At 60.4% G+C, this 18,079-nt stretch carries 18 protein-coding genes; 14 read left to right on the top strand and 4 right to left on the bottom strand.

What is annotated here, in order from left to right:
• Window positions 1-169 precede the first annotated feature (169 nt).
• Both AC19YY_RS24225 and sfsA read left to right on the top strand, forming a co-directional pair.
• Window positions 170-1,342 carry a pyridoxal phosphate-dependent aminotransferase gene (locus tag AC19YY_RS24225; RefSeq protein ID WP_170058503.1) on the top strand — a complete coding sequence of 391 codons (1,173 nt, stop codon included), beginning with the start codon at window positions 170-172 and terminating at the stop codon, window positions 1,340-1,342.
• Window positions 1,342-2,055 carry a DNA/RNA nuclease SfsA gene (sfsA, locus tag AC19YY_RS24220; RefSeq protein ID WP_170058502.1) on the top strand — a complete coding sequence of 238 codons (714 nt, stop codon included), beginning with the start codon at window positions 1,342-1,344 and terminating at the stop codon, window positions 2,053-2,055. Before AC19YY_RS24225 ends, sfsA begins: the two co-directional genes overlap by 1 nt.
• Here the strand turns inward: sfsA and AC19YY_RS24215 are convergent.
• A complete protein-coding gene (locus AC19YY_RS24215; protein WP_169955062.1) occupies window positions 2,052-2,369 on the bottom strand; it encodes a Rieske (2Fe-2S) protein in 318 nt (105 codons plus the stop codon). The genes sfsA and AC19YY_RS24215 overlap by 4 nt on opposite strands.
• Before the next feature lie 172 nt (window positions 2,370-2,541).
• On the opposite strand from AC19YY_RS24215, the gene AC19YY_RS24210 reads away from it, so the two are divergent.
• Genes AC19YY_RS24210 through AC19YY_RS24200 form a run of 3 tightly spaced genes read left to right on the top strand, consistent with a single transcriptional unit; the run spans window position 2,542 to window position 5,221 of the window.
• Window positions 2,542-3,420, top strand: a complete 879-nt coding sequence (locus AC19YY_RS24210) for a heme/hemin ABC transporter substrate-binding protein (protein WP_500604996.1) — start codon at window positions 2,542-2,544, stop codon at window positions 3,418-3,420.
• A gap of 50 nt (window positions 3,421-3,470) precedes the next feature.
• Window positions 3,471-4,454, top strand: coding sequence for an iron chelate uptake ABC transporter family permease subunit (locus tag AC19YY_RS24205; protein WP_169955148.1), 984 nt, complete (start codon window positions 3,471-3,473; stop codon window positions 4,452-4,454).
• Window positions 4,454-5,221, top strand: coding sequence for a heme ABC transporter ATP-binding protein (locus tag AC19YY_RS24200; protein ID WP_172314679.1), 768 nt, complete (start codon window positions 4,454-4,456; stop codon window positions 5,219-5,221). The genes AC19YY_RS24205 and AC19YY_RS24200 overlap by 1 nt, the downstream gene beginning before the upstream one ends.
• A 322-nt stretch (window positions 5,222-5,543) precedes the next feature.
• On the opposite strand, the gene AC19YY_RS24195 is transcribed toward AC19YY_RS24200, so the two are convergent.
• The 3 genes from AC19YY_RS24195 to AC19YY_RS24185 form a co-directional block, all read right to left on the bottom strand.
• Window positions 5,544-5,816, bottom strand: a complete 273-nt coding sequence (locus tag AC19YY_RS24195) for a TfoX/Sxy family protein (protein WP_169955059.1) — start codon at window positions 5,814-5,816, stop codon at window positions 5,544-5,546.
• A gap of 201 nt (window positions 5,817-6,017) precedes the next feature.
• On the bottom strand, window positions 6,018-6,362 hold the full coding sequence (locus AC19YY_RS24190) for a pentapeptide repeat-containing protein (RefSeq protein ID WP_169955058.1): 345 nt from the start codon (window positions 6,360-6,362) through the stop codon (window positions 6,018-6,020).
• A 91-nt stretch (window positions 6,363-6,453) separates the two neighbouring features.
• On the bottom strand, window positions 6,454-8,010 hold the full coding sequence (locus AC19YY_RS24185; protein WP_169955057.1) for an AAA family ATPase: 1,557 nt from the start codon (window positions 8,008-8,010) through the stop codon (window positions 6,454-6,456).
• A 117-nt stretch (window positions 8,011-8,127) separates the two neighbouring features.
• Between AC19YY_RS24185 and mrcB the strand changes: the two genes are divergently transcribed.
• The 9 genes from mrcB to msrQ all read left to right on the top strand — a co-directional run bounded on the left by mrcB (window position 8,128) and on the right by msrQ (window position 17,939).
• Window positions 8,128-10,452, top strand: a complete 2,325-nt coding sequence (gene mrcB / locus AC19YY_RS24180) for a penicillin-binding protein 1B (protein WP_500604995.1) — start codon at window positions 8,128-8,130, stop codon at window positions 10,450-10,452.
• 16 nt (window positions 10,453-10,468) lie between these two features.
• On the top strand, window positions 10,469-11,200 hold the full coding sequence (locus AC19YY_RS24175) for a tetratricopeptide repeat protein (protein WP_057440150.1): 732 nt from the start codon (window positions 10,469-10,471) through the stop codon (window positions 11,198-11,200).
• On the top strand, window positions 11,200-11,529 hold the full coding sequence (locus tag AC19YY_RS24170; RefSeq protein ID WP_170043554.1) for a YqcC family protein: 330 nt from the start codon (window positions 11,200-11,202) through the stop codon (window positions 11,527-11,529). The genes AC19YY_RS24175 and AC19YY_RS24170 overlap by 1 nt, the downstream gene beginning before the upstream one ends.
• 431 nt (window positions 11,530-11,960) lie before the next feature.
• Window positions 11,961-13,685, top strand: a complete 1,725-nt coding sequence (locus tag AC19YY_RS24165) for an acetolactate synthase 3 large subunit (RefSeq protein WP_169955054.1) — start codon at window positions 11,961-11,963, stop codon at window positions 13,683-13,685.
• Between the two features lie 2 nt (window positions 13,686-13,687).
• Window positions 13,688-14,179 carry an acetolactate synthase small subunit gene (ilvN, locus tag AC19YY_RS24160; protein WP_003176102.1) on the top strand — a complete coding sequence of 164 codons (492 nt, stop codon included), beginning with the start codon at window positions 13,688-13,690 and terminating at the stop codon, window positions 14,177-14,179.
• A gap of 46 nt (window positions 14,180-14,225) precedes the next feature.
• Window positions 14,226-15,242, top strand: a complete 1,017-nt coding sequence (gene ilvC, locus AC19YY_RS24155) for a ketol-acid reductoisomerase (protein WP_003176099.1) — start codon at window positions 14,226-14,228, stop codon at window positions 15,240-15,242.
• 142 nt (window positions 15,243-15,384) lie between these two features.
• Entirely contained in the window at window positions 15,385-16,242 is an 858-nt protein-coding gene (gene pssA, locus AC19YY_RS24150; protein ID WP_029298897.1) for a CDP-diacylglycerol--serine O-phosphatidyltransferase, read from the top strand.
• Between the two features lie 63 nt (window positions 16,243-16,305).
• Window positions 16,306-17,319 (top strand): protein-methionine-sulfoxide reductase catalytic subunit MsrP, encoded by a 1,014-nt coding sequence (gene msrP / locus AC19YY_RS24145; protein WP_170043553.1) that lies wholly within the window; start codon window positions 16,306-16,308, stop codon window positions 17,317-17,319.
• Window positions 17,319-17,939, top strand: coding sequence for a protein-methionine-sulfoxide reductase heme-binding subunit MsrQ (msrQ, locus tag AC19YY_RS24140; RefSeq protein ID WP_500604994.1), 621 nt, complete (start codon window positions 17,319-17,321; stop codon window positions 17,937-17,939). Before msrP ends, msrQ begins: the two co-directional genes overlap by 1 nt.
• Window positions 17,940-18,079: the final 140 nt, after the last annotated feature.

The raw sequence follows: 18,079 nt of genomic DNA, 5'->3' as shown, positions 1-18,079 counted from the left end.
AAACTGCTGCGACCCGCCGTGGCCGGGCATACACCGTCTGGAATGATGATTTTAGTCTTTTTGCAGGCGCTTGCCCGGCTCATCACGCCAGCCGGGCAGGCAATAGAACATGTTTTACCTCGCGGGTTCGGTAGAATCCCGATTTTGTCCTCATTGTTAAGGAAGGCTAATGGCTCAGCCCTACAGTGCTCGCAGTCGTGCTATCGAACCTTTTCATGTCATGGCGTTGCTGGCGCGGGCCAATGAGCTGCAGGCCGCTGGCCATGATGTGATTCACCTGGAGATCGGCGAGCCGGACTTCACCACCGCCGAGCCGATCATCCAGGCCGGCCAGGCCGCACTGGCCAACGGCAAGACCCGCTACACCGCCGCCCGTGGCCTGCCGGAACTGCGCGAGGCCATCAGTGGTTTCTACCAGCTGCGTTATGGCTTGAGCATCGACCCCGAACGCATCCTGATCACACCGGGCGGCTCCGGGGCCTTGCTCCTGGCCAGCAGCCTGCTGGTGGATCCCGGCAAACATTGGTTGCTCGCGGACCCAGGCTACCCCTGTAACCGGCATTTCCTACGACTGGTGGAGGGCGCGGCGCAACTGGTGCCGGTCGGCCCCGAGGTGCGTTACCAGCTGACCGCCGACCTGGTGGAGCGCTATTGGGACCAGGACAGCGTGGGGGCGTTGGTCGCCTCGCCGGCCAACCCGACCGGGACCATTCTGACCCGTGATGAACTGGCCGGCCTGTCCGGGGCGATCAAGGCCCGCAATGGCCATCTGGTGGTGGATGAGATCTATCACGGCCTGACCTATGGCACTGACGCGGCCAGCGTGCTGGAAGTGGATGACGAGGCGTTTGTCCTAAACAGTTTTTCAAAGTATTTCGGCATGACCGGTTGGCGCCTCGGCTGGCTGGTGGCGCCCCCCGCTGCGGTGGGTGAGCTGGAGAAGCTGGCGCAAAACCTGTACATCAGCGCACCGAGCATGGCCCAGCATGCGGCATTGGCCTGTTTTACCCCGCAGACCCTGGAGATCCTTGAAGAACGACGGGCCGAGTTCGGGCGCCGGCGTGACTTTTTGCTGCCGGCCCTGCGTGAGCTGGGGTTCGGTATCGCAGTCGAGCCTGAGGGGGCGTTTTACCTGTATGCCGATATCAGCGCCTTTGGTGGCGACGCCTTCGCGTTTTGCCGGCACTTTCTTGAAACCGAGCACGTGGCATTCACGCCAGGGTTGGATTTCGGTCGCTTCAAGGCGGGTCATCATGTGCGTTTTGCCTACACACAAAACCTCGATCGCCTACAGGAAGCAGTGGAACGCATTGCCCGTGGCTTGCGGAGCTGGCAAGGCTGATGCGCTTTCATCCTCCCCTCGAAGAAGGTCGGCTGATTCGCCGCTACAAGCGTTTTCTGGCCGATATCGAAACCGTTACCGGCGAGTTGCTGACCATTCACTGCCCCAACACCGGCTCAATGTTCAACTGCATGATCGAGGGCGGGCCGGTCTGGTTCAGCCGCTCCAACGACCCCAAGCGCAAGCTGCCGGGCACCTGGGAGATCGCGCAGACCCCACAGGGCCGCCTGGCGTGCGTCAACACCGCGCGAGCCAACCCGTTGGTTGAAGAGGCGCTGAATGCCGGGGTGATCACTGAGCTCAACGGCTTTACCGCGTTAAAGCGTGAAGTGCCCTACGGCCAGGAGAAAAGCCGGATCGACTTTCGCCTGGACTACCCCGACGGCGCGGCCTATGTCGAAGTCAAAAGTGTCACCCTGGGGTTTGACGGCACGCCTATCGCGGCGTTTCCCGATGCAGTGACCCAGCGTGGTGCCAAACATTTACGGGAGTTGGCGCACTTGGCCCGTAACGGTGTACGAGCCGTGCAGTTGTACTGTGTGAATGTGTCCGGCATCGATGGCGTAAGGCCGGCCGAGGAGATCGATCCCGGGTATGCCGCTGCACTGCGTGAAGCCAAGTCCGCTGGGGTGCAGGTCCTGGCCTATGGCGTGAATGTCAGTGCACAGGAAATCTGCATTGATCGCCCTTTGCCCGTGCTGCTCAACGACTAGAGTTGCACCCACAGCCCCTGTGCGTCTTCGCGGCCGGGCAGCGGCGTCAGGCTTTGGCCTGCGCAGGGCCCGGCTACGCATTCGCCGCTTTCGATCAGAAATAACGCGCCGTGGGTGGCGCATTGGATCATGCTCGCGCTGGGGTCGAGAAACCGGTCAGGTTGCCATTCCAGTGGTACGCCGCGATGGGGGCAGCGGTTGATATAGAAATACACTCGGCCTTCGCGGCGCACGGCCAATAACTTGCGGCCATCGATATCGAAGCCGCGGCTGCTGTCTGGGGCCAGTTCGTGGGAGGAGCACAGAAACTTCATAGGTGTTCTCAGGTGGCGCGGGTCAAGGGCTGTGGCGCAATCCGGGGTTTACGGGTGAGCCCGGTGCTTGACGTTCAAATGCAAACAATTATCAAATGCCGGCTTCGCCCGTCAGCTGACTGCGTGCTCAGTACGATGCCAGACGGCCTCACCCTTGGAAGGAAACCCTTTTATGCGCCTGAGTGCCAGCGCTATTGCGCTTGTTGTCGGACTGCTGGTCAACCACGTGGCGCAAGCTGCTGAGCTGCCTCAACGCTGGGTCAGCGCGGGGGGCGCGTTGTCGGAGTGGGTGACGGCCCTGGGCGGGGAGTCGAAGCTGGTGGGCGTCGATACTACCAGCCAGCATCCGCAGTCGCTCAAGGCGCTGCCCAGTATCGGTTACCAGCGCCAGCTGTCCGCCGAAGGGATCTTGAGCCTGCGCCCGCAGATCCTGGTGGGCACCGAGGAAATGGGGCCACCACCTGTGCTGGCGCAGATTCGCAATGCCGGGGTGCAAGTGGAGCTGTTCTCCGCGCAGCCGGACCTGCCGACCCTGCAAGGCAACCTGCAACACCTGGGCAAGCTGCTGGGAGCTGAAGACAAGGCCGCGGCACTGTTCAATGCTTATCAACAGCAACTAAACCTGCAAAAAGCGGCCGTGACCCAGGCGCAAACTCGGCAAAAGGCCCCTGGCGTGCTACTGGTGCTCGGGCATGCCGGTGGCAAGCCGCTGATTGCCGGCAAGGACACCGCCGCCGACTGGGTGCTGCAACAGGCCGGCGGGCACAACCTGGCGACGCACAGCGGCTATAAGCCATTTTCGGTTGAGTCGCTGGCGGGGTTGAGTCCTGAAGTGCTGGTGTTCTCTGACCGCGCCCTGAGTGGCGAGGCGGCCCGTGCGGCGTTGTTCAAGGAAAACCCGATTCTGGCGAACACCTCGGCGGCCAAGACCGGCCGGGTGTTTGAGTTGGATCCCACCTTGTTGGTCGGCGGCCTGGGCCCACGCTTGCCGGCCAGCCTGCAAATCCTGTCCGCCGGGTTCTATCCCGTTAAAGCCCAAGCCGCCCCATGACCACTCTGGTTAAACCGCGCACCCTGTTTATCGGCTTGAGCCTGTTGTGTGTGTTGGCGACCTGGCTGTCCCTGGCCCTGGGGCCGGTCAGCCTGCCGTTGCTCGACACTCTGCGCGCTGCCTTGCGCCTGCTTGGCGTGCCTATCGAGGCCCAAGGCTTGGAGCAGGCTGAGCTGATTCTGGGGCAGATCCGTTTGCCGCGCACTTTGCTGGGGCTGGCGGTTGGCGGGGTGCTGGCGCTGTCGGGGGTGGCCATGCAGGGGCTGTTTCGCAACCCGTTGGCCGACCCCGGGTTGGTCGGTGTGTCCAGTGGCGCTGCGCTGGGGGCGGCGGTGGCCATCGTCGGCGGCGCGGCCTTTGGTGGCCTGCCGGACGCCGTGGCGCCGTATCTGTTGTCGCTGTGTGCATTTCTGGGTGGCTTGGGCGTGACCGCGCTGGTCTATCGCCTGGGGCGGCGCGACGGGCAGACCAATGTCGCAACCATGTTGTTGGCCGGTATCGCCCTGACCGCGCTGGCGGCCTCGGCGGTGGGCCTGTTCACCTACCTGGCCGATGACGCTACCTTGCGCACCCTGACGTTCTGGAACCTTGGCAGCCTGAACGGCGCCAGCTACTCGCGACTGTGGCCATTGCTGCTGGTCAGTGCCGGTGTGGCGCTGTGGCTGCCGCGCCGGGCCAAGGCGCTCAATGCCTTGCTACTGGGAGAATCGGAAGCCAGTCACCTGGGGATCAATGTCGAGGGGCTCAAGCGCGAGCTGGTGTTTTGCACGGCGCTCGGGGTTGGCGCGGCGGTCGCCGCTGCGGGGCTGATCGGTTTTGTCGGGCTGGTGGTGCCACATCTGGTGCGGCTGCTGGCGGGGCCGGATCATCGTGTGCTCCTGCCGGCCTCGGTGCTGGCGGGCGCGAGCCTGTTGTTATTCGCCGACCTGGTGGCCCGCCTGGCCCTGGCGCCGGCGGAGTTGCCCATTGGTATTGTTACTGCCTTTATCGGTGCTCCGTTTTTTCTATACCTGCTGTTGCGAGGACGCGCCTGATGCTGCGAGTGGACAACCTGCAGATCCGTCGCGGTCGCAAAACCGTGTTGGCCGACGTGACCCTGGACTTGAAACCCGGTGAAGTTCTGGGTGTGCTCGGCCCCAATGGCGCCGGCAAAAGCACGTTGCTGGGCGCGTTGTGTGCGCAATTGCATCCGGATGAAGGGCAGGTTTGGCTGGACGACCGCGAGCTCAAGGATTGGCAGGGCGCGCAACGGGCGCAGCGCCTGGCGGTGCTGCCCCAGGTGTCGACCCTGGATTTCGCGTTTCGCGTCGAGGAAGTGGTGGGCATGGGGCGCTTGCCCCATCAGACCGGGCGGGTACGCGACGATGAAATCATCGAAGCCGCCTTGCAGGCCGCCGACGTGGGCCACCTGAGCGGACGCAGCTACCTGGCGTTGTCCGGCGGCGAACGCCAGCGCGTGCACCTGGCGCGGGTGCTGGCGCAACTCTGGCCGGGGGAGGCGGGGCAGACCCTATTGCTGGACGAGCCGACCTCGATGCTCGACCCATTGCACCAGCACACCACCTTGCAGGCCATCCGCAGCTTTGCCGACCGTGGCGCGGCCGTGCTGGTGATTCTTCACGACCTCAATCTGGCGGCGCGCTACTGCGATCGCATCCTGCTGCTGGAGAACGGTCGCCCCCACGCCCTGGACACACCGGTGCAGGTGTTGCGACCGGAGTTGCTCAAGGCGGTGTTCGGCCTGGATGTACTGGTGCAGCCCCATCCTGAGCTGGGTCATCCCTTGATCATCGCCCGCTGAACCCTATCTCTGTAGGAGCCGGCTTGCCGGCGATAGCGGTGTATCAAGGCCCAGCACCTTCGCCGGCAAGCCTGCTACAGGGTGATATAAAACCCAGGCAAAAAAAGACCCGGCAAGAGCCGGGTCAAATAACCGTGATTAGCCTGATGAGGAGATAATCTGAGAGTCCGAACCAATGGTCTTTCAGTTATCGGCTGATCTCGCGACCAGTTGTGATAATCATAACGATTCTCATTTGAGAGTCAACACTTGTTTTTGCACCCATGGGGATTTTTCTCAAACGTCTGTTTGGAACCCCGCAAACATTGGGTTTTCACCTGTTTCAGTTCTTGTTCCGTATCGACAGCGCTTCCAGTTGGCGATTCAAGGCTTCCTTGCGCTCGGTTGGAATATCGTTCCAATGCACATCCATCAATGCGCCTTCGATGGCATACAGCAGGACTTTGGATGCCCGGAAACCACGGGTGCGTACCGCCCGGTAGGCGTCCACCGCGCCCAGGCGACGCAGGTCCGAAGCGCTATGGATGCCCACCGCATGCAGCCATTGCGCCGAGGTCTTGCCAAGGTTTTTCAGGTGTTGCAGCTCATCATTCATCAAGCCTCCTTGCGACGGCCGAATGGTTCGGTGGGTATCGTGACCAGGCAAGCCTGAAAGGAGTGTAGCGCTCAGTAGGAAAAGCGTAGTTCTTTGCTCAGAAACGACGTAAACGCTTCTAAGGCTGGCGCTGGAATCTTGACGGTGACAGGCGCAGGCCCCCAGCTCGCGTTGCGCTCAGCTGGGGATAAAGGTGTTCGGTCAGCGGGTGCGATAGCGCAGGCGCGTGCCGAAATTGACCGACATTAGGATCTCGTCAGCGCTCAGTTCGGCTGGGAAGTAAGTGCCCGAGATCTGCGCATGGGCCAGGCTGGCGCCTTCCAGCGGGCAGCCCCGCAGGTCCAGGCCACGCAAGTCGGCCGAGCGGAAGTAGGCGTCGGTAAAGTCCACGCCCTCGGCGTCCAGGTGGCGCAGGTCCAGACCACGGAAGTCGCCGCCGCGCATATCAATCGGACCATCCTTGGGGCGTTCCTGATTGAAACCCCGGATGTCATCTTTATGCAGCAGCGCGTAGAGCGGTGTATCAAGCAGCTTCGGCTGGCCCATGGCGGCAACTCCTGTTGGACTTATAATGCCATTATAGTGCCACTATTTGCGGCCGTGAGCTGTTAACCGCATCACGGCCGTGAAATATTTCCTACAGCCCTGGCAGGCGCTGGCGGACGTGGGCAACCAGCGCGTCCAGCGTCCCGCTTTCATTGGTCTCGACCCGCTTGCTCAGTAGCAGTTCTTCGGCGCTCAGGGGATCGCGGCTGGCTTGTTGCTGCTCAATGACTGCCAGGGTAGCGTCAGACGGATCGTTTTTATCTGCCTGACGTTTCGCCAACCAACTGGCGATAACGGCCTGCGGTGCATTGCAATCGAGGATCAGGAAGGGCGCGCCGGTGGCTTCTGCGACTTTGGCGGCAGCTTCTCGTTGCTCGCGCTTGAGGTAGGTCGCGTCCAGGACTACCGGGAAGCCTGCGCGCAGTACGGTTTCGGCGAGGGTATGCAGGCGGGCGTAGGTTGCCGCGCTGGCGTCCGAGGCATAGATCCCGGCTTGGAGGGTGTTCTCGACCTGTTGCTCGCCAAACAGGCGCTTGCGTTCTACATCGGAGCGCAGGCGAATGGCGCCGAGCGCGTCCACCAGGCGCATCGCCACATGGCTTTTGCCGGTCGCCGATACGCCATGGGTAATCGCCAGGAAGCGCGAGGGGATGGTGCTGTAGCTTTCGGCCAGGTTGGCGTAGTTGCGGTACTGGCGCAGGGTGGTTGCGCGCTCGACCGGTGTTGCCTCGGGCGGCATGCTGAACAGCGCGATCTTGGCCCGCACCAGCGCGCGGTAGGCTTTATAGAAGTTCAGCAGCTCCAGGCTCTGGTAATCGCCGGTCAGCTCCAGGTATTGGCTGATAAAGCGCCTGGCCAGGGTCTTGAGGCCACGGTCTTCCAGGTCCATCGCCAGAAAGCCGGTGTCGGCGCACACGTCGGTGAAGCGGAACGGTTCGTTGAACTCGATGCAGTCGAAGATCACCACGTGATCGTCGATCATGGTTGCGTTGCCCAGGTGAATATCGCCGTGGCACTCGCGGGTAAAGCCATTGAGCTTGCGTTGCTCCAGCAGGGGCTTGAGGCGTTCGAAGCTGCTCTCGGCCCAGGCTTGCAGTGCGTCCAGTTGGGCCAGGTCGGCTTTGTCGCTAAGGAACGGACGGATCTGCTCGAAGTTCTGCCGCACCGGCGCCATCACCTCGTCGGGGGTGCCGGCGGGATGGGCCTCGGGAACCTTGGGGGCGTTGAGGTGGAAGTGCGCAATCTGGCTGGCCATCTCATCGATGTGGCCGTTGGTCAGCTCGCCATTGGCCTGCAAGGTACTCAGCAGTTGGCTTTGCGGGAACTGGCGCATTTTCAGCACATATTCGATGGCCGGGCCTTCGCCGCCCAGTTGCGGTGCTTCAGCGCTGCCGGTGATCGGCAACACTTCAAGATACAAATCTTGTGTCAGGCGTTGGTTGAGGCGCAGTTCCTCGTTGCAGAAGTGGGCGCGGGCGTCCAGTTGGGTGAAGTCGAGGAAGCCGAAGTTCACCGGTTTCTTGATCTTGTAGGCATAGGGACCGGTGAGCAGGACCCAGGAAATATGGGTTTCGATGACTTGAAACGCTTCGACCGGATGAGGAAACAGGGCCGGGTTTTGCAGGGCGGCAATCAGGGGCTGGCTCACAGGCGATCCTTCGGAGTCTGGGAAAATAATGGAGCGCATTATGGCCGCTCAGGTCGGTCATGCAAACCGCCGTCCGGTTCATGTTGATCATCAATAAAATGCGTATAATCCGCCGCCATGACTCGTACCCGATCTCCCCGTTCCCGTAAAAAACCTCCTCCCCGCAGCCTGCGCCCCTGGCTAGGCTGGGCGCTCAAGCTCGGCCTGGTGGGCCTGGTGGTGATCGCAGGCATCGCGGTATACCTCGATGCCGTGGTCCAGGAGAAGTTCTCTGGCAAGCGCTGGACCATCCCGGCGAAGGTCTACGCTCGCCCGCTGGAGCTGTTTACCGGCCAGAAACTGAGCAAGGAAGATTTCCTTACCGAACTCGATGCGCTGGGCTATCGGCGCGAAGCCGTGGCCAACGGCCCGGGTGCGGCGGCGGTCAGCGGCAATACCGTGGACCTGAATACCCGGGGCTTCCAGTTCTATGAAGGCCTGGAAAAGGCGCAACCGGTGCGCGTGCGCTTCTCCGGGGATTACGTGGCCGAGCTTTCTGCACTCAATGGCGGCAAGTTGCCAGTGGTGCGTCTTGAGCCGTTGCTGATCGGCGGGATTTACCCCAAGAACCTTGAAGATCGCATCCTGATCAAAATTGATCAGGTGCCGCCGTATCTGCTGGAAACCCTGGTTGCGGTCGAAGACCGGGATTTCTACAGCCACTGGGGCGTCTCGCCTAAGTCCATCGCTCGCGCCATCTGGGTCAACACCTCGGGTGGCCGCATGACTCAGGGCGGCAGTACGCTGACGCAACAATTGGTCAAGAATTTCTACCTGACCAGTGAGCGCAGCCTGACTCGCAAACTCACCGAAGCCATGATGGCGATGTTGCTGGAGCTGCACTACAGCAAGCCGGAGATCCTTGAGGCCTACCTCAACGAGGTGTTCGTCGGCCAGGATGGCCAGCGCGCGGTGCACGGCTTTGGCCTGGCCAGCCAGTTCTTCTTCGGCCAGCCGTTGTCCGAGCTCAAGTTGCACCAGGTGGCGTTGCTGGTAGGTATGGTCAAGGGGCCGTCCTATTACAACCCGCGCCGCAACCCGGAGCGGGCCCTGGAGCGCCGCAACCTGGTCCTCGACGTGCTGGAGCAGCAGGGCGTAGCCACGGCAGAACAGGTCGCGGCCGCGAAGAAGATGCCTTTGGGCGTCACCACCCGTGGCAAGTTGGCCGACAGTTCATTCCCCGGCTTTATCGACCTAGTCAAGCGCCAGTTGCGCGAAGACTATCGCGACGAGGACTTGACCGAAGAAGGCCTGCGGATCTTCACCAGTTTCGACCCGATCCTGCAGATGAAGGCCGAAGCCTCGGTCAGCGATACCTTCAAGCGCCTGGCCGGGCGCAAGGGCTCGGACGAAGTCGAAGCGGCCATGGTGGTGACCAACCCTGAAACCGGTGAAGTCCAGGCCATGATCGGCAGCCGCCAGGCCAGCTTCGCCGGCTTCAACCGTGCCCTGGATGCCGTGCGGCCGATTGGCTCGCTGATCAAGCCGGCGGTGTACCTCACTGCACTGGAAAAGCCGAGCAAGTACACCCTGACCAGCTGGCTCTCCGACGAAGCGTTTTCGGTCAAGGGCGCCGATGGCCAGGTGTGGAAGCCGCAGAACTATGATCGTCGCTCCCACGGCACGGTGTTCCTGTATCAGGGCCTGGCGCACTCCTACAACCTGTCCACGGCGCGGCTTGGCCTGGAGCTGGGTGTGCCGAATGTGCTCAAGACCCTTGCACGACTGGGTGTAAGCCGCGAGTTCCCGGCGTTCCCGTCGATGTTGCTGGGCGCAGGTGGCTTGAGCCCGATGGAAGTGGCGACCATGTACCAGACCCTGGCCAACGGTGGTTTCAATACGCCGATGCGCGGGATCCGCAGTGTCCTCACGGCGGAAGGCGAGCCGCTCAAGCGCTACCCGTTCCAGATCGAGCAGCGTTTTGATCCGGCCTCCATCTACCTGATCCAGAACGCCATGCAACGGGTCATGCGCGAAGGGACCGGGCGTTCGGTGTACAGCTCGCTGCCGGGCAACCTGACGCTGGCCGGCAAGACCGGTACCAGTAACGACTCCCGTGACAGTTGGTTCGCCGGTTTCAGCCAGGACCTGCTCGCGGTGGTGTGGCTGGGGCGCGATGACAACGGCAAGACACCGTTCACCGGCGCGACCGGCGCCTTGCAGGTCTGGACCAGCTTTATGCGCAAGGCCGATCCGCTGCCACTGAACATGCCGCAACCCGATAATATCGTGCAGGCCTGGATCGACCCCCATACCGGGCAGGGCTCCGATGCCAACTGTCCGGGCGCGGTGCAGATGCCGTATATTCGCAGCAGTGAACCGCCAGCCGGCGCTCCATGTGGCACAGGTGTGCCCACGGATGCGGATTCGGTGATGGATTGGGTCAAGGGCTGGATGAATTAAGCAAAGAGGATTTCAAGTGAACAAGTGGTTGATTCCGGCTATTACAACGTTAGCTTTGCTCAGCGGTTGCTCCAGCGTGCAGCGCGGCTCCATCCCGGTGGTGGATTCCGGCACGGCCGTATCCAACAATGACCGGATCTCGGCCAATGGCGGCTTTCGCCAGACCGTGACTACCCGTCCAAACCCTGCCACGACCCAGGCGGTACCGCAGGATTCCGGCGTAGTGGTGATGGTCCCGGGTGGGGGCGCCACCACATCTGCACCCATCAGCTCCGCACCATGGACGCCGGGGCCGATCACCCCTGGCCCGTCGAACTCGGCGCCGATTGATACCGCGCCGATCAACCAGGGCACCTACAACATGCCGTCGACCCCGAGCGGGATTCCCTCGGCCAATGCCGGCGGCCTGTCTGCCGACGAGCAGTTGGACGGCCCGGTCCTGGCCTTGCTCACCACTGCGCAGCAACAGCAGGCCGGTGGCGACTTGAACGGCGCATCGTCCAGCCTTGAGCGCGCCCAGCGGGTCGCGCCGCGTGAACCGCAGGTGCTCTACCGCCTGGCGCAAGTGCGTATGGCCCAGGGTGATGCGCCGCAAGCTGAGCAGTTCGCCCGTCGTGGCTTGACCATGGCCAACGGTCGTCCTGACCTGCAAGCCAGCCTGTGGGCCTTGATTGGTGATGCACGTGCTGCACAAGGTGATGCTGCCGGTGCTGCCCAGGCCCGGCAGAAGGCCAAGGTCAGTCTCTGATGGATCCTCGTTTTCCGGCGATTGCCGAACAGTTGTTACTGATTGAGCGCGAATTGCGCGTGGCGGGCTGGTGGGATGAGGTGTCTCCCGGTGCAGAGGCGCTGAGCAGCGTCGAGCCGTTTTCCGTGGATACCCTGGATTTTCATCAGTGGCTGCAGTGGATCTTCCTGGTGCGGATGAAACAGATCCTCGAACAGGACCTGCCGCTACCTAATGCGTCGGGCATCCTGGAGATGGCCGAGATGGTCTACGCCGACCGTCCCCAACAAAGCCTCGGCCTACGCTCTGCGCTGAAAAAGTTCGACCAACTGATCGTCGGCGCTCGTTAATTGCCTGACTGCCGGGTTTTCCGGCAGTCTTGCGCACATTTCTACCGCTTGACGACATTCAGGCGAGTTTTATCCCTCCTCAAAGCCCTTTCTTCTACGTTCTCATGCGCTTAGTTGGAAAAAAGCGCAATTATTGCTTGACTTGAAGGGGCTGAAACAGAAGAATCCAAAGTCCGCTGTATCGGGACTGCCAGAAGCAGGCCCGCTCAGCAGATCATGAGGCGCACATCCGCGCCGACCTGTTACACCCGCAACGCGTTACCTCGCGCTGGGTGGGAAAAGCCCGCAACACTTGGGACGATCCCAATACTTGCTCAGTCAGTGCTGACGTAGTCGGCGACCACCGTCGCTCATGCTCTGTTGAGAAGTAAACCTATTAAGACCCGTCGGTTTTCAACGGACGGTATTCTGGCGTTTTAGAGGTGAACAACGTGGAGCTTTTATCTGGCGGTGAGATGCTCGTCCGCTTTTTGCGTGACGAAGGCGTCGACTATATCTACGGGTACCCAGGTGGTGCTCTGCTGCATGTCTACGACGCACTGTTCAAGGAACCGGCTGTCAACCACATCCTGGTTCGCCACGAACAGGCCGCGACCCATATGGCTGACGGTTATGCCCGTGCCACCGGTAAAGCCGGCGTGGTGCTGGTAACGTCCGGCCCTGGCGCAACCAATGCCATTACCGGCATCGCGACTGCGTATATGGACTCTATTCCGATGGTGATCATTTCCGGCCAGGTGGCGAGCACCATGGTGGGCACTGATGCATTCCAGGAAACCGACATGATCGGTATCTCCCGGCCGATCGTGAAACACAGCTTCATGATCAAGCATGCCTCGGAAATCCCGGAAGTCATGAAGAAGGCGTTCTACCTCGCGCAATCCGGTCGCCCGGGTCCAGTGGTGGTCGATATCCCGAAAGACATGACCAACCCGGCGGAAAAGTTCGAATACATCTTCCCGAAGAAAGCCAAGCTGCGTTCCTACAGCCCGGCCGTGCGTGGGCACTCGGGGCAAATCCGCAAGGCAGCAGAAATGCTCCTGGCGGCCAAGCGCCCAGTGCTTTACTCGGGTGGCGGCGTGATCCTGGGCGGCGGTTCCGCACCGTTGACCGAATTGGCCAAGATGCTCAACCTGCCAGTGACCAACACCTTGATGGGCCTCGGTGCCTTCCCGGGTTCGGACCGTCAGTTCGTCGGCATGCTCGGCATGCACGGCAGCTACACGGCCAACCTGACCATGCACCACGCCGACGTGATCCTGGCCGTGGGCGCGCGGTTCGATGACCGGGTGATCAACGGCGCGAGCAAGTTCTGCCCGAATGCCAAGATCATCCACATCGACATCGACCCGGCGTCCATCTCCAAGACCATCAAGGCCGATGTGCCGATTGTAGGTCCCGTGGAGAGCGTGTTGACCGAAATGGTCGCTGCGCTCAAGGACATTGGCGAGACGCCGAACAAGGAGTCCGTTGCCAGTTGGTGGAAGCAGATCGACGAATGGCGCGGTGACCGTGGCCTGTTCCCTTACGACAAAGGCGACGGCAGCATCATCAAGCCACAAACCGTGATCGAAACCCTGTGCGAAGTGACCAAGGGCGACGCCTTTGTGACCTCCGACGTGGGCCAGCACCAGATGTTCGCCGCGCAGTACTACAAGTTCGACAAGCCTAACCGCTGGATCAACTCCGGTGGCCTGGGCACGATGGGCTTTGGTTTCCCTGCGGCCATGGGTGTGAAGCTGAGCTTCCCGGATGTCGACGTGGCTTGTGTCACCGGTGAAGGCAGCATCCAGATGAACATCCAGGAGCTGTCGACCTGCCTGCAATATGGCCTGCCGGTGAAGATCGTCTGCCTGAACAACGGTGTGTTGGGCATGGTTCGCCAATGGCAGGACATGAGCTACAACAGTCGTCACTCCCATTCCTACATGGAATCGTTGCCTGACTTCGTCAAGTTGGTTGAAGCCTATGGCCATGTCGGCATGCGCATCACCGATCTGAAGGATCTCAAGCCGAAGATGGAAGAGGCGTTCGCCATGAAGGATCGCCTGGTGTTCATCGACATTCAGGTCGACACCAGCGAGCACGTCTACCCGATGCAGATCAAAGACGGCTCAATGCGCGATATGTGGCTGAACAAGACGGAGCGAACCTAATCATGCGGCACATTATCTCCCTGCTTCTGGAGAACGAACCGGGCGCTCTGTCTCGTGTGGTCGGCCTGTTTTCGCAGCGCAACTACAACATCGAAAGCCTGACCGTGGCCCCGACCGAAGACCCGACCCTGTCGCGCCTGACGTTGACCACCGTAGGCCATGATGAGGTGATCGAGCAGATCACCAAGAACCTCAACAAGCTGATCGAAGTGGTCAAGCTGGTCGATTTGTCGGAAAGCGCCCACATCGAGCGTGAGCTGATGCTGGTCAAGGTCAAGGCCACGGGTGCCCAACGTGCCGAGATCAAGCGTACTACCGATATTTATCGTGGGCAGATCGTCGATGTGAGCGCCAGCGTTTATACCGTTCAACTGACCGGTACCAGCGACAAACTGGACAGCTTCATCCAGTCGATCGGGACGGCCTCGATTCTGGAAACCGTACGCAGTGGTGTCACCGGGATTGCCCGTGGCGACAAAGTACTCAGCATCTAACCCAATTAGCGAATGGCCTTAAGGCCTGGATATATAGAGGAACCTCATGAAAGTTTATTACGATAAAGATTGTGACCTGTCGATCATCCAGGGCAAGAAAGTCGCCATCATCGGCTACGGCTCCCAGGGTCACGCACAAGCTTGCAACCTGAAAGATTCCGGCGTTGACGTGACTGTTGGCCTGCGCAAAGGCTCGGCCACTGTTGCCAAGGCAGAAGCCCATGGCCTGAAAGTGACTGACGTTGCTTCCGCTGTTGCGGCTGCCGACCTGGTCATGATCCTGACCCCGGACGAGTTCCAATCCGCGCTGTACAAGAACGAAATCGAGCCGAACATCAAGAAAGGCGCCACCCTGGCGTTCTCCCACGGCTTCGCGATCCACTACAACCAGGTTGTGCCGCGCGCTGACCTCGACGTGATCATGATCGCGCCGAAAGCACCGGGCCATACCGTGCGCTCCGAGTTCGTCAAGGGCGGCGGTATTCCTGACCTGATCGCGATCTACCAGGACGCTTCGGGCAACGCCAAGAACGTTGCACTGTCCTACGCTGCTGGCGTCGGTGGTGGTCGTACCGGCATCATCGAAACCACCTTCAAGGACGAGACCGAAACCGACCTGTTCGGCGAACAAGCCGTTCTGTGCGGCGGTACCGTTGAACTGGTCAAAGCCGGTTTCGAAACCCTGGTTGAAGCTGGCTACGCGCCGGAAATGGCCTACTTCGAGTGCCTGCACGAACTGAAGCTGATCGTTGACCTCATGTACGAAGGCGGTATCGCCAACATGAACTACTCGATCTCCAACAACGCCGAGTACGGCGAGTACGTGACCGGTCCGGAAGTCATCAACGCCGAATCCCGTCAGGCCATGCGCAACGCCCTGAAACGTATTCAGGACGGCGAATACGCCAAAATGTTCATCAGCGAAGGGGCTACCGGCTACCCTTCGATGACCGCCAAGCGTCGTAACAACGCCGCTCACGGTATCGAAGTCATCGGCGAGCAACTGCGCTCCATGATGCCGTGGATCGGTGCCAACAAGATCGTCGACAAAGCCAAGAACTAAGTCGCACGTGTCTACGGAAAACGCGGCCTAGGCCGCGTTTTTTCGTTTGAGGGCTGGTTCTGGTATAAAGCTGCATCGTTTGCGGGCGAAACTCGCCGCAAGTGTCTATCGATTTTTTTCACACCGTTGCAAGGTAAAGTCCATGAGCGAACGTCCCGAAGAGCCAAACCAGGCCTCTGACGCCGAAAGCCTGCTACCGATCGATGAGCATGTCGAAGAAGGGCATGACGCGGAAGGCCGCAAGGTCCGGCATCGTGGCATCTATCTTCTGCCCAACCTGTTCACCACGGCGAACCTGTTTGCCGGTTTCTACTCCATCATCAATTCCATGAGTGCCCAGAGCGCGCTGGCAGCAGGTGATGCGGCGAGTGCCAGCAAGTACTTCGGTTTTGCTGCCATCGCGATCTTCGTGGCCATGGTCCTCGATGGCCTTGATGGGCGCGTGGCGCGCATGACCAATACCCAGAGCGCCTTCGGTGCCGAGTACGACTCGCTGTCGGACATGGTGGCCTTTGGTGTCGCACCTGCGTTGCTGGCGTTTGCCTGGGCCCTGGGTGACATGGGCAAGGTTGGCTGGATGGTGGCCTTCATCTATGTCGCGGGCGCTGCGTTGCGCCTGGCACGCTTCAATACCCAGGTGGGCACTGCCGACAAGCGTTACTTCATCGGTCTTGCCAGTCCTGCGGCGGCGGGTGTGGTGGCCGGTATTGTCTGGGCGTTCAGTGACTACGGTATCCAGGGTTCGAAGATGTCGTTCCTGGTGGCCTTGATGGTTGCGGCGGCCGGTATGCTGATGGTCAGCAACATCAAGTACAACAGCTTCAAGGAATTCGACCTGAAGGGGCGTGTGCCTTTCGTGGCGATTCTGGTGGTGGTACTGGTGTTCGCGGTGGTCTTCAGTGATCCGCCGCGGATCCTGCTGCTGGCGTTCCTGGTATATGCGGCTTCGGGTCCGGTTCAGTACCTGTTGCATCTGCGCCGGGACAAAACATTGCCTTAATGTAATTTCCCCCATACTCCGCAGTCTATTGGTGCATCAGTTCTCCAATGCTGCGGAGTTGCCATGTTAATCAAGTTGCCCAAAGCGTCCGATTGTCACGAATCGGACGTCACCCCAGAATCCCTCTATTTCTCCCGCCGCAGTCTGCTCGGTGGCGCGCTTGCCGGTATTGCTGCCAGCAGCCTGCCGCGTTGGGTGAGTGCGGCTGACACTGCGCGTTATGCCGATGTCGAGCCAGGCAAGGCTCCCGGCTGGTTCGCCGAGAAACTTCCTGGCACGCAATGGCAGGCGGTGACGGTCAAAGACGAAGCCATCACGCCGTTCAAGGATGCGACCCATTACAACAACTTCTATGAGTTCGGTACGGACAAGGGCGATCCTGCGGCGAATGCCGGCTCGCTCAAGACCGAGCCATGGAGTGTCGTGATTGATGGTGAAGTCGCAAAACCAGGGCGTTATGCGCTGGAAGACTTCATGAAGCCCTATCAGTTGGAAGAGCGGATCTACCGTCTACGCTGTGTCGAGGCGTGGTCGATGGTCATTCCATGGATCGGCTTTCCCATATCGGCCTTGCTTAAACAGGTCGAGCCCACTTCCAAGGCCAAATACATCCGCTTTGAAACCCTGCAGGATCCCAAGAGCATGCCGGGCCAGCGCTCAAGTTTTGGCCTGATCGATTGGCCTTATATAGAAGGACTGCGCCTGGATGAAGCGATGAATCCTTTGGCGATCCTGGCTGTGGGCATGTATGGGCGGGAATTGCCCAACCAGAATGGCGCGCCGCTGCGTTTGGTGGTGCCGTGGAAGTATGGCTTCAAGAGCGTGAAATCTATCGTGCGGATCAGCCTGGTGAGCGAGCAACCGAAAACTACCTGGCAGAGCATTGCGGCGGATGAGTATGGGTTTTATGCGAATGTGAACCCCACCGTCGATCACCCGCGCTGGACCCAGGCCCGGGAGCGGCGCCTGCCCAGTGGCTTGTTCAGCCCGAATGTACGCGAGACGCAGATGTTCAATGGCTACTCGGATGAGGTCGCTTCTCTTTATACCGGCCTTGATCTGCGGAAGAACTACTGATGCGCTACCCCATCTGGCGCCTTGGCGTCTTTATAGCTGCGGCGGTGTGGCCGTTGTACTGGTTGTATGAGGCGTGGAGTCTCACCTTGGGGCCTGATCCCGGAAAAGTGCTGGTTGATCGGTTGGGACTGGGAACGCTGATCCTGTTGCTGGTTACGTTGGGAATGACGCCACTGCAAAAATTGAGCGGTTGGGCAGGGTGGATCGCTGTGCGCCGGCAGTTGGGGTTGTGGTGCTTTGCGTATGTGGTTTTGCACCTCGCCGCTTATTGCGTATTTATCCTGGGGCTGGACTGGTCGCAACTGGGCGTTGAGCTGCGCAAGCGGCCCTACATTATTGTGGGGGCGTTGGGTTTTATGTGCTTGTTGGTGTTGGCGGTGACATCCAATCGCTATAGCCAGCGTCGGCTGGGCGTCCGTTGGAAGAAGCTGCATCGCCTGGTGTATGTGATTTTGGGGCTTGGTTTGCTGCATATGCTGTGGATCGTGCGTGCCGATCTGAAGGAGTGGGCTATCTATGCCTCTATAGGGGTGCTGCTTTTGCTCTTGCGGATTCCGCCTGTGATGCGCCGTATCCCTCGCCTTATTGCCAAAAAAGCACCTTCTGCAACAAAAGCGTAATTAACGCTTGACCGCAGATCCTGGAAGTCTATAATTCGCCCCACTTCCGGCGCAGTCGAAACGGAAAATTCCTTGGTAAACAAAGAGTTATGTAGTTTTCGACAGTAGGTTGCTTCAGTTAATCGAAGCCAAAAGGAAGT

The sequence above is a fragment of the Pseudomonas sp. MF09156 genome (assembly GCF_059862305.1).
Note: the sequence above shows the minus strand (reverse complement) of the source record. Positions and strands in the feature narration are given on the sequence as shown.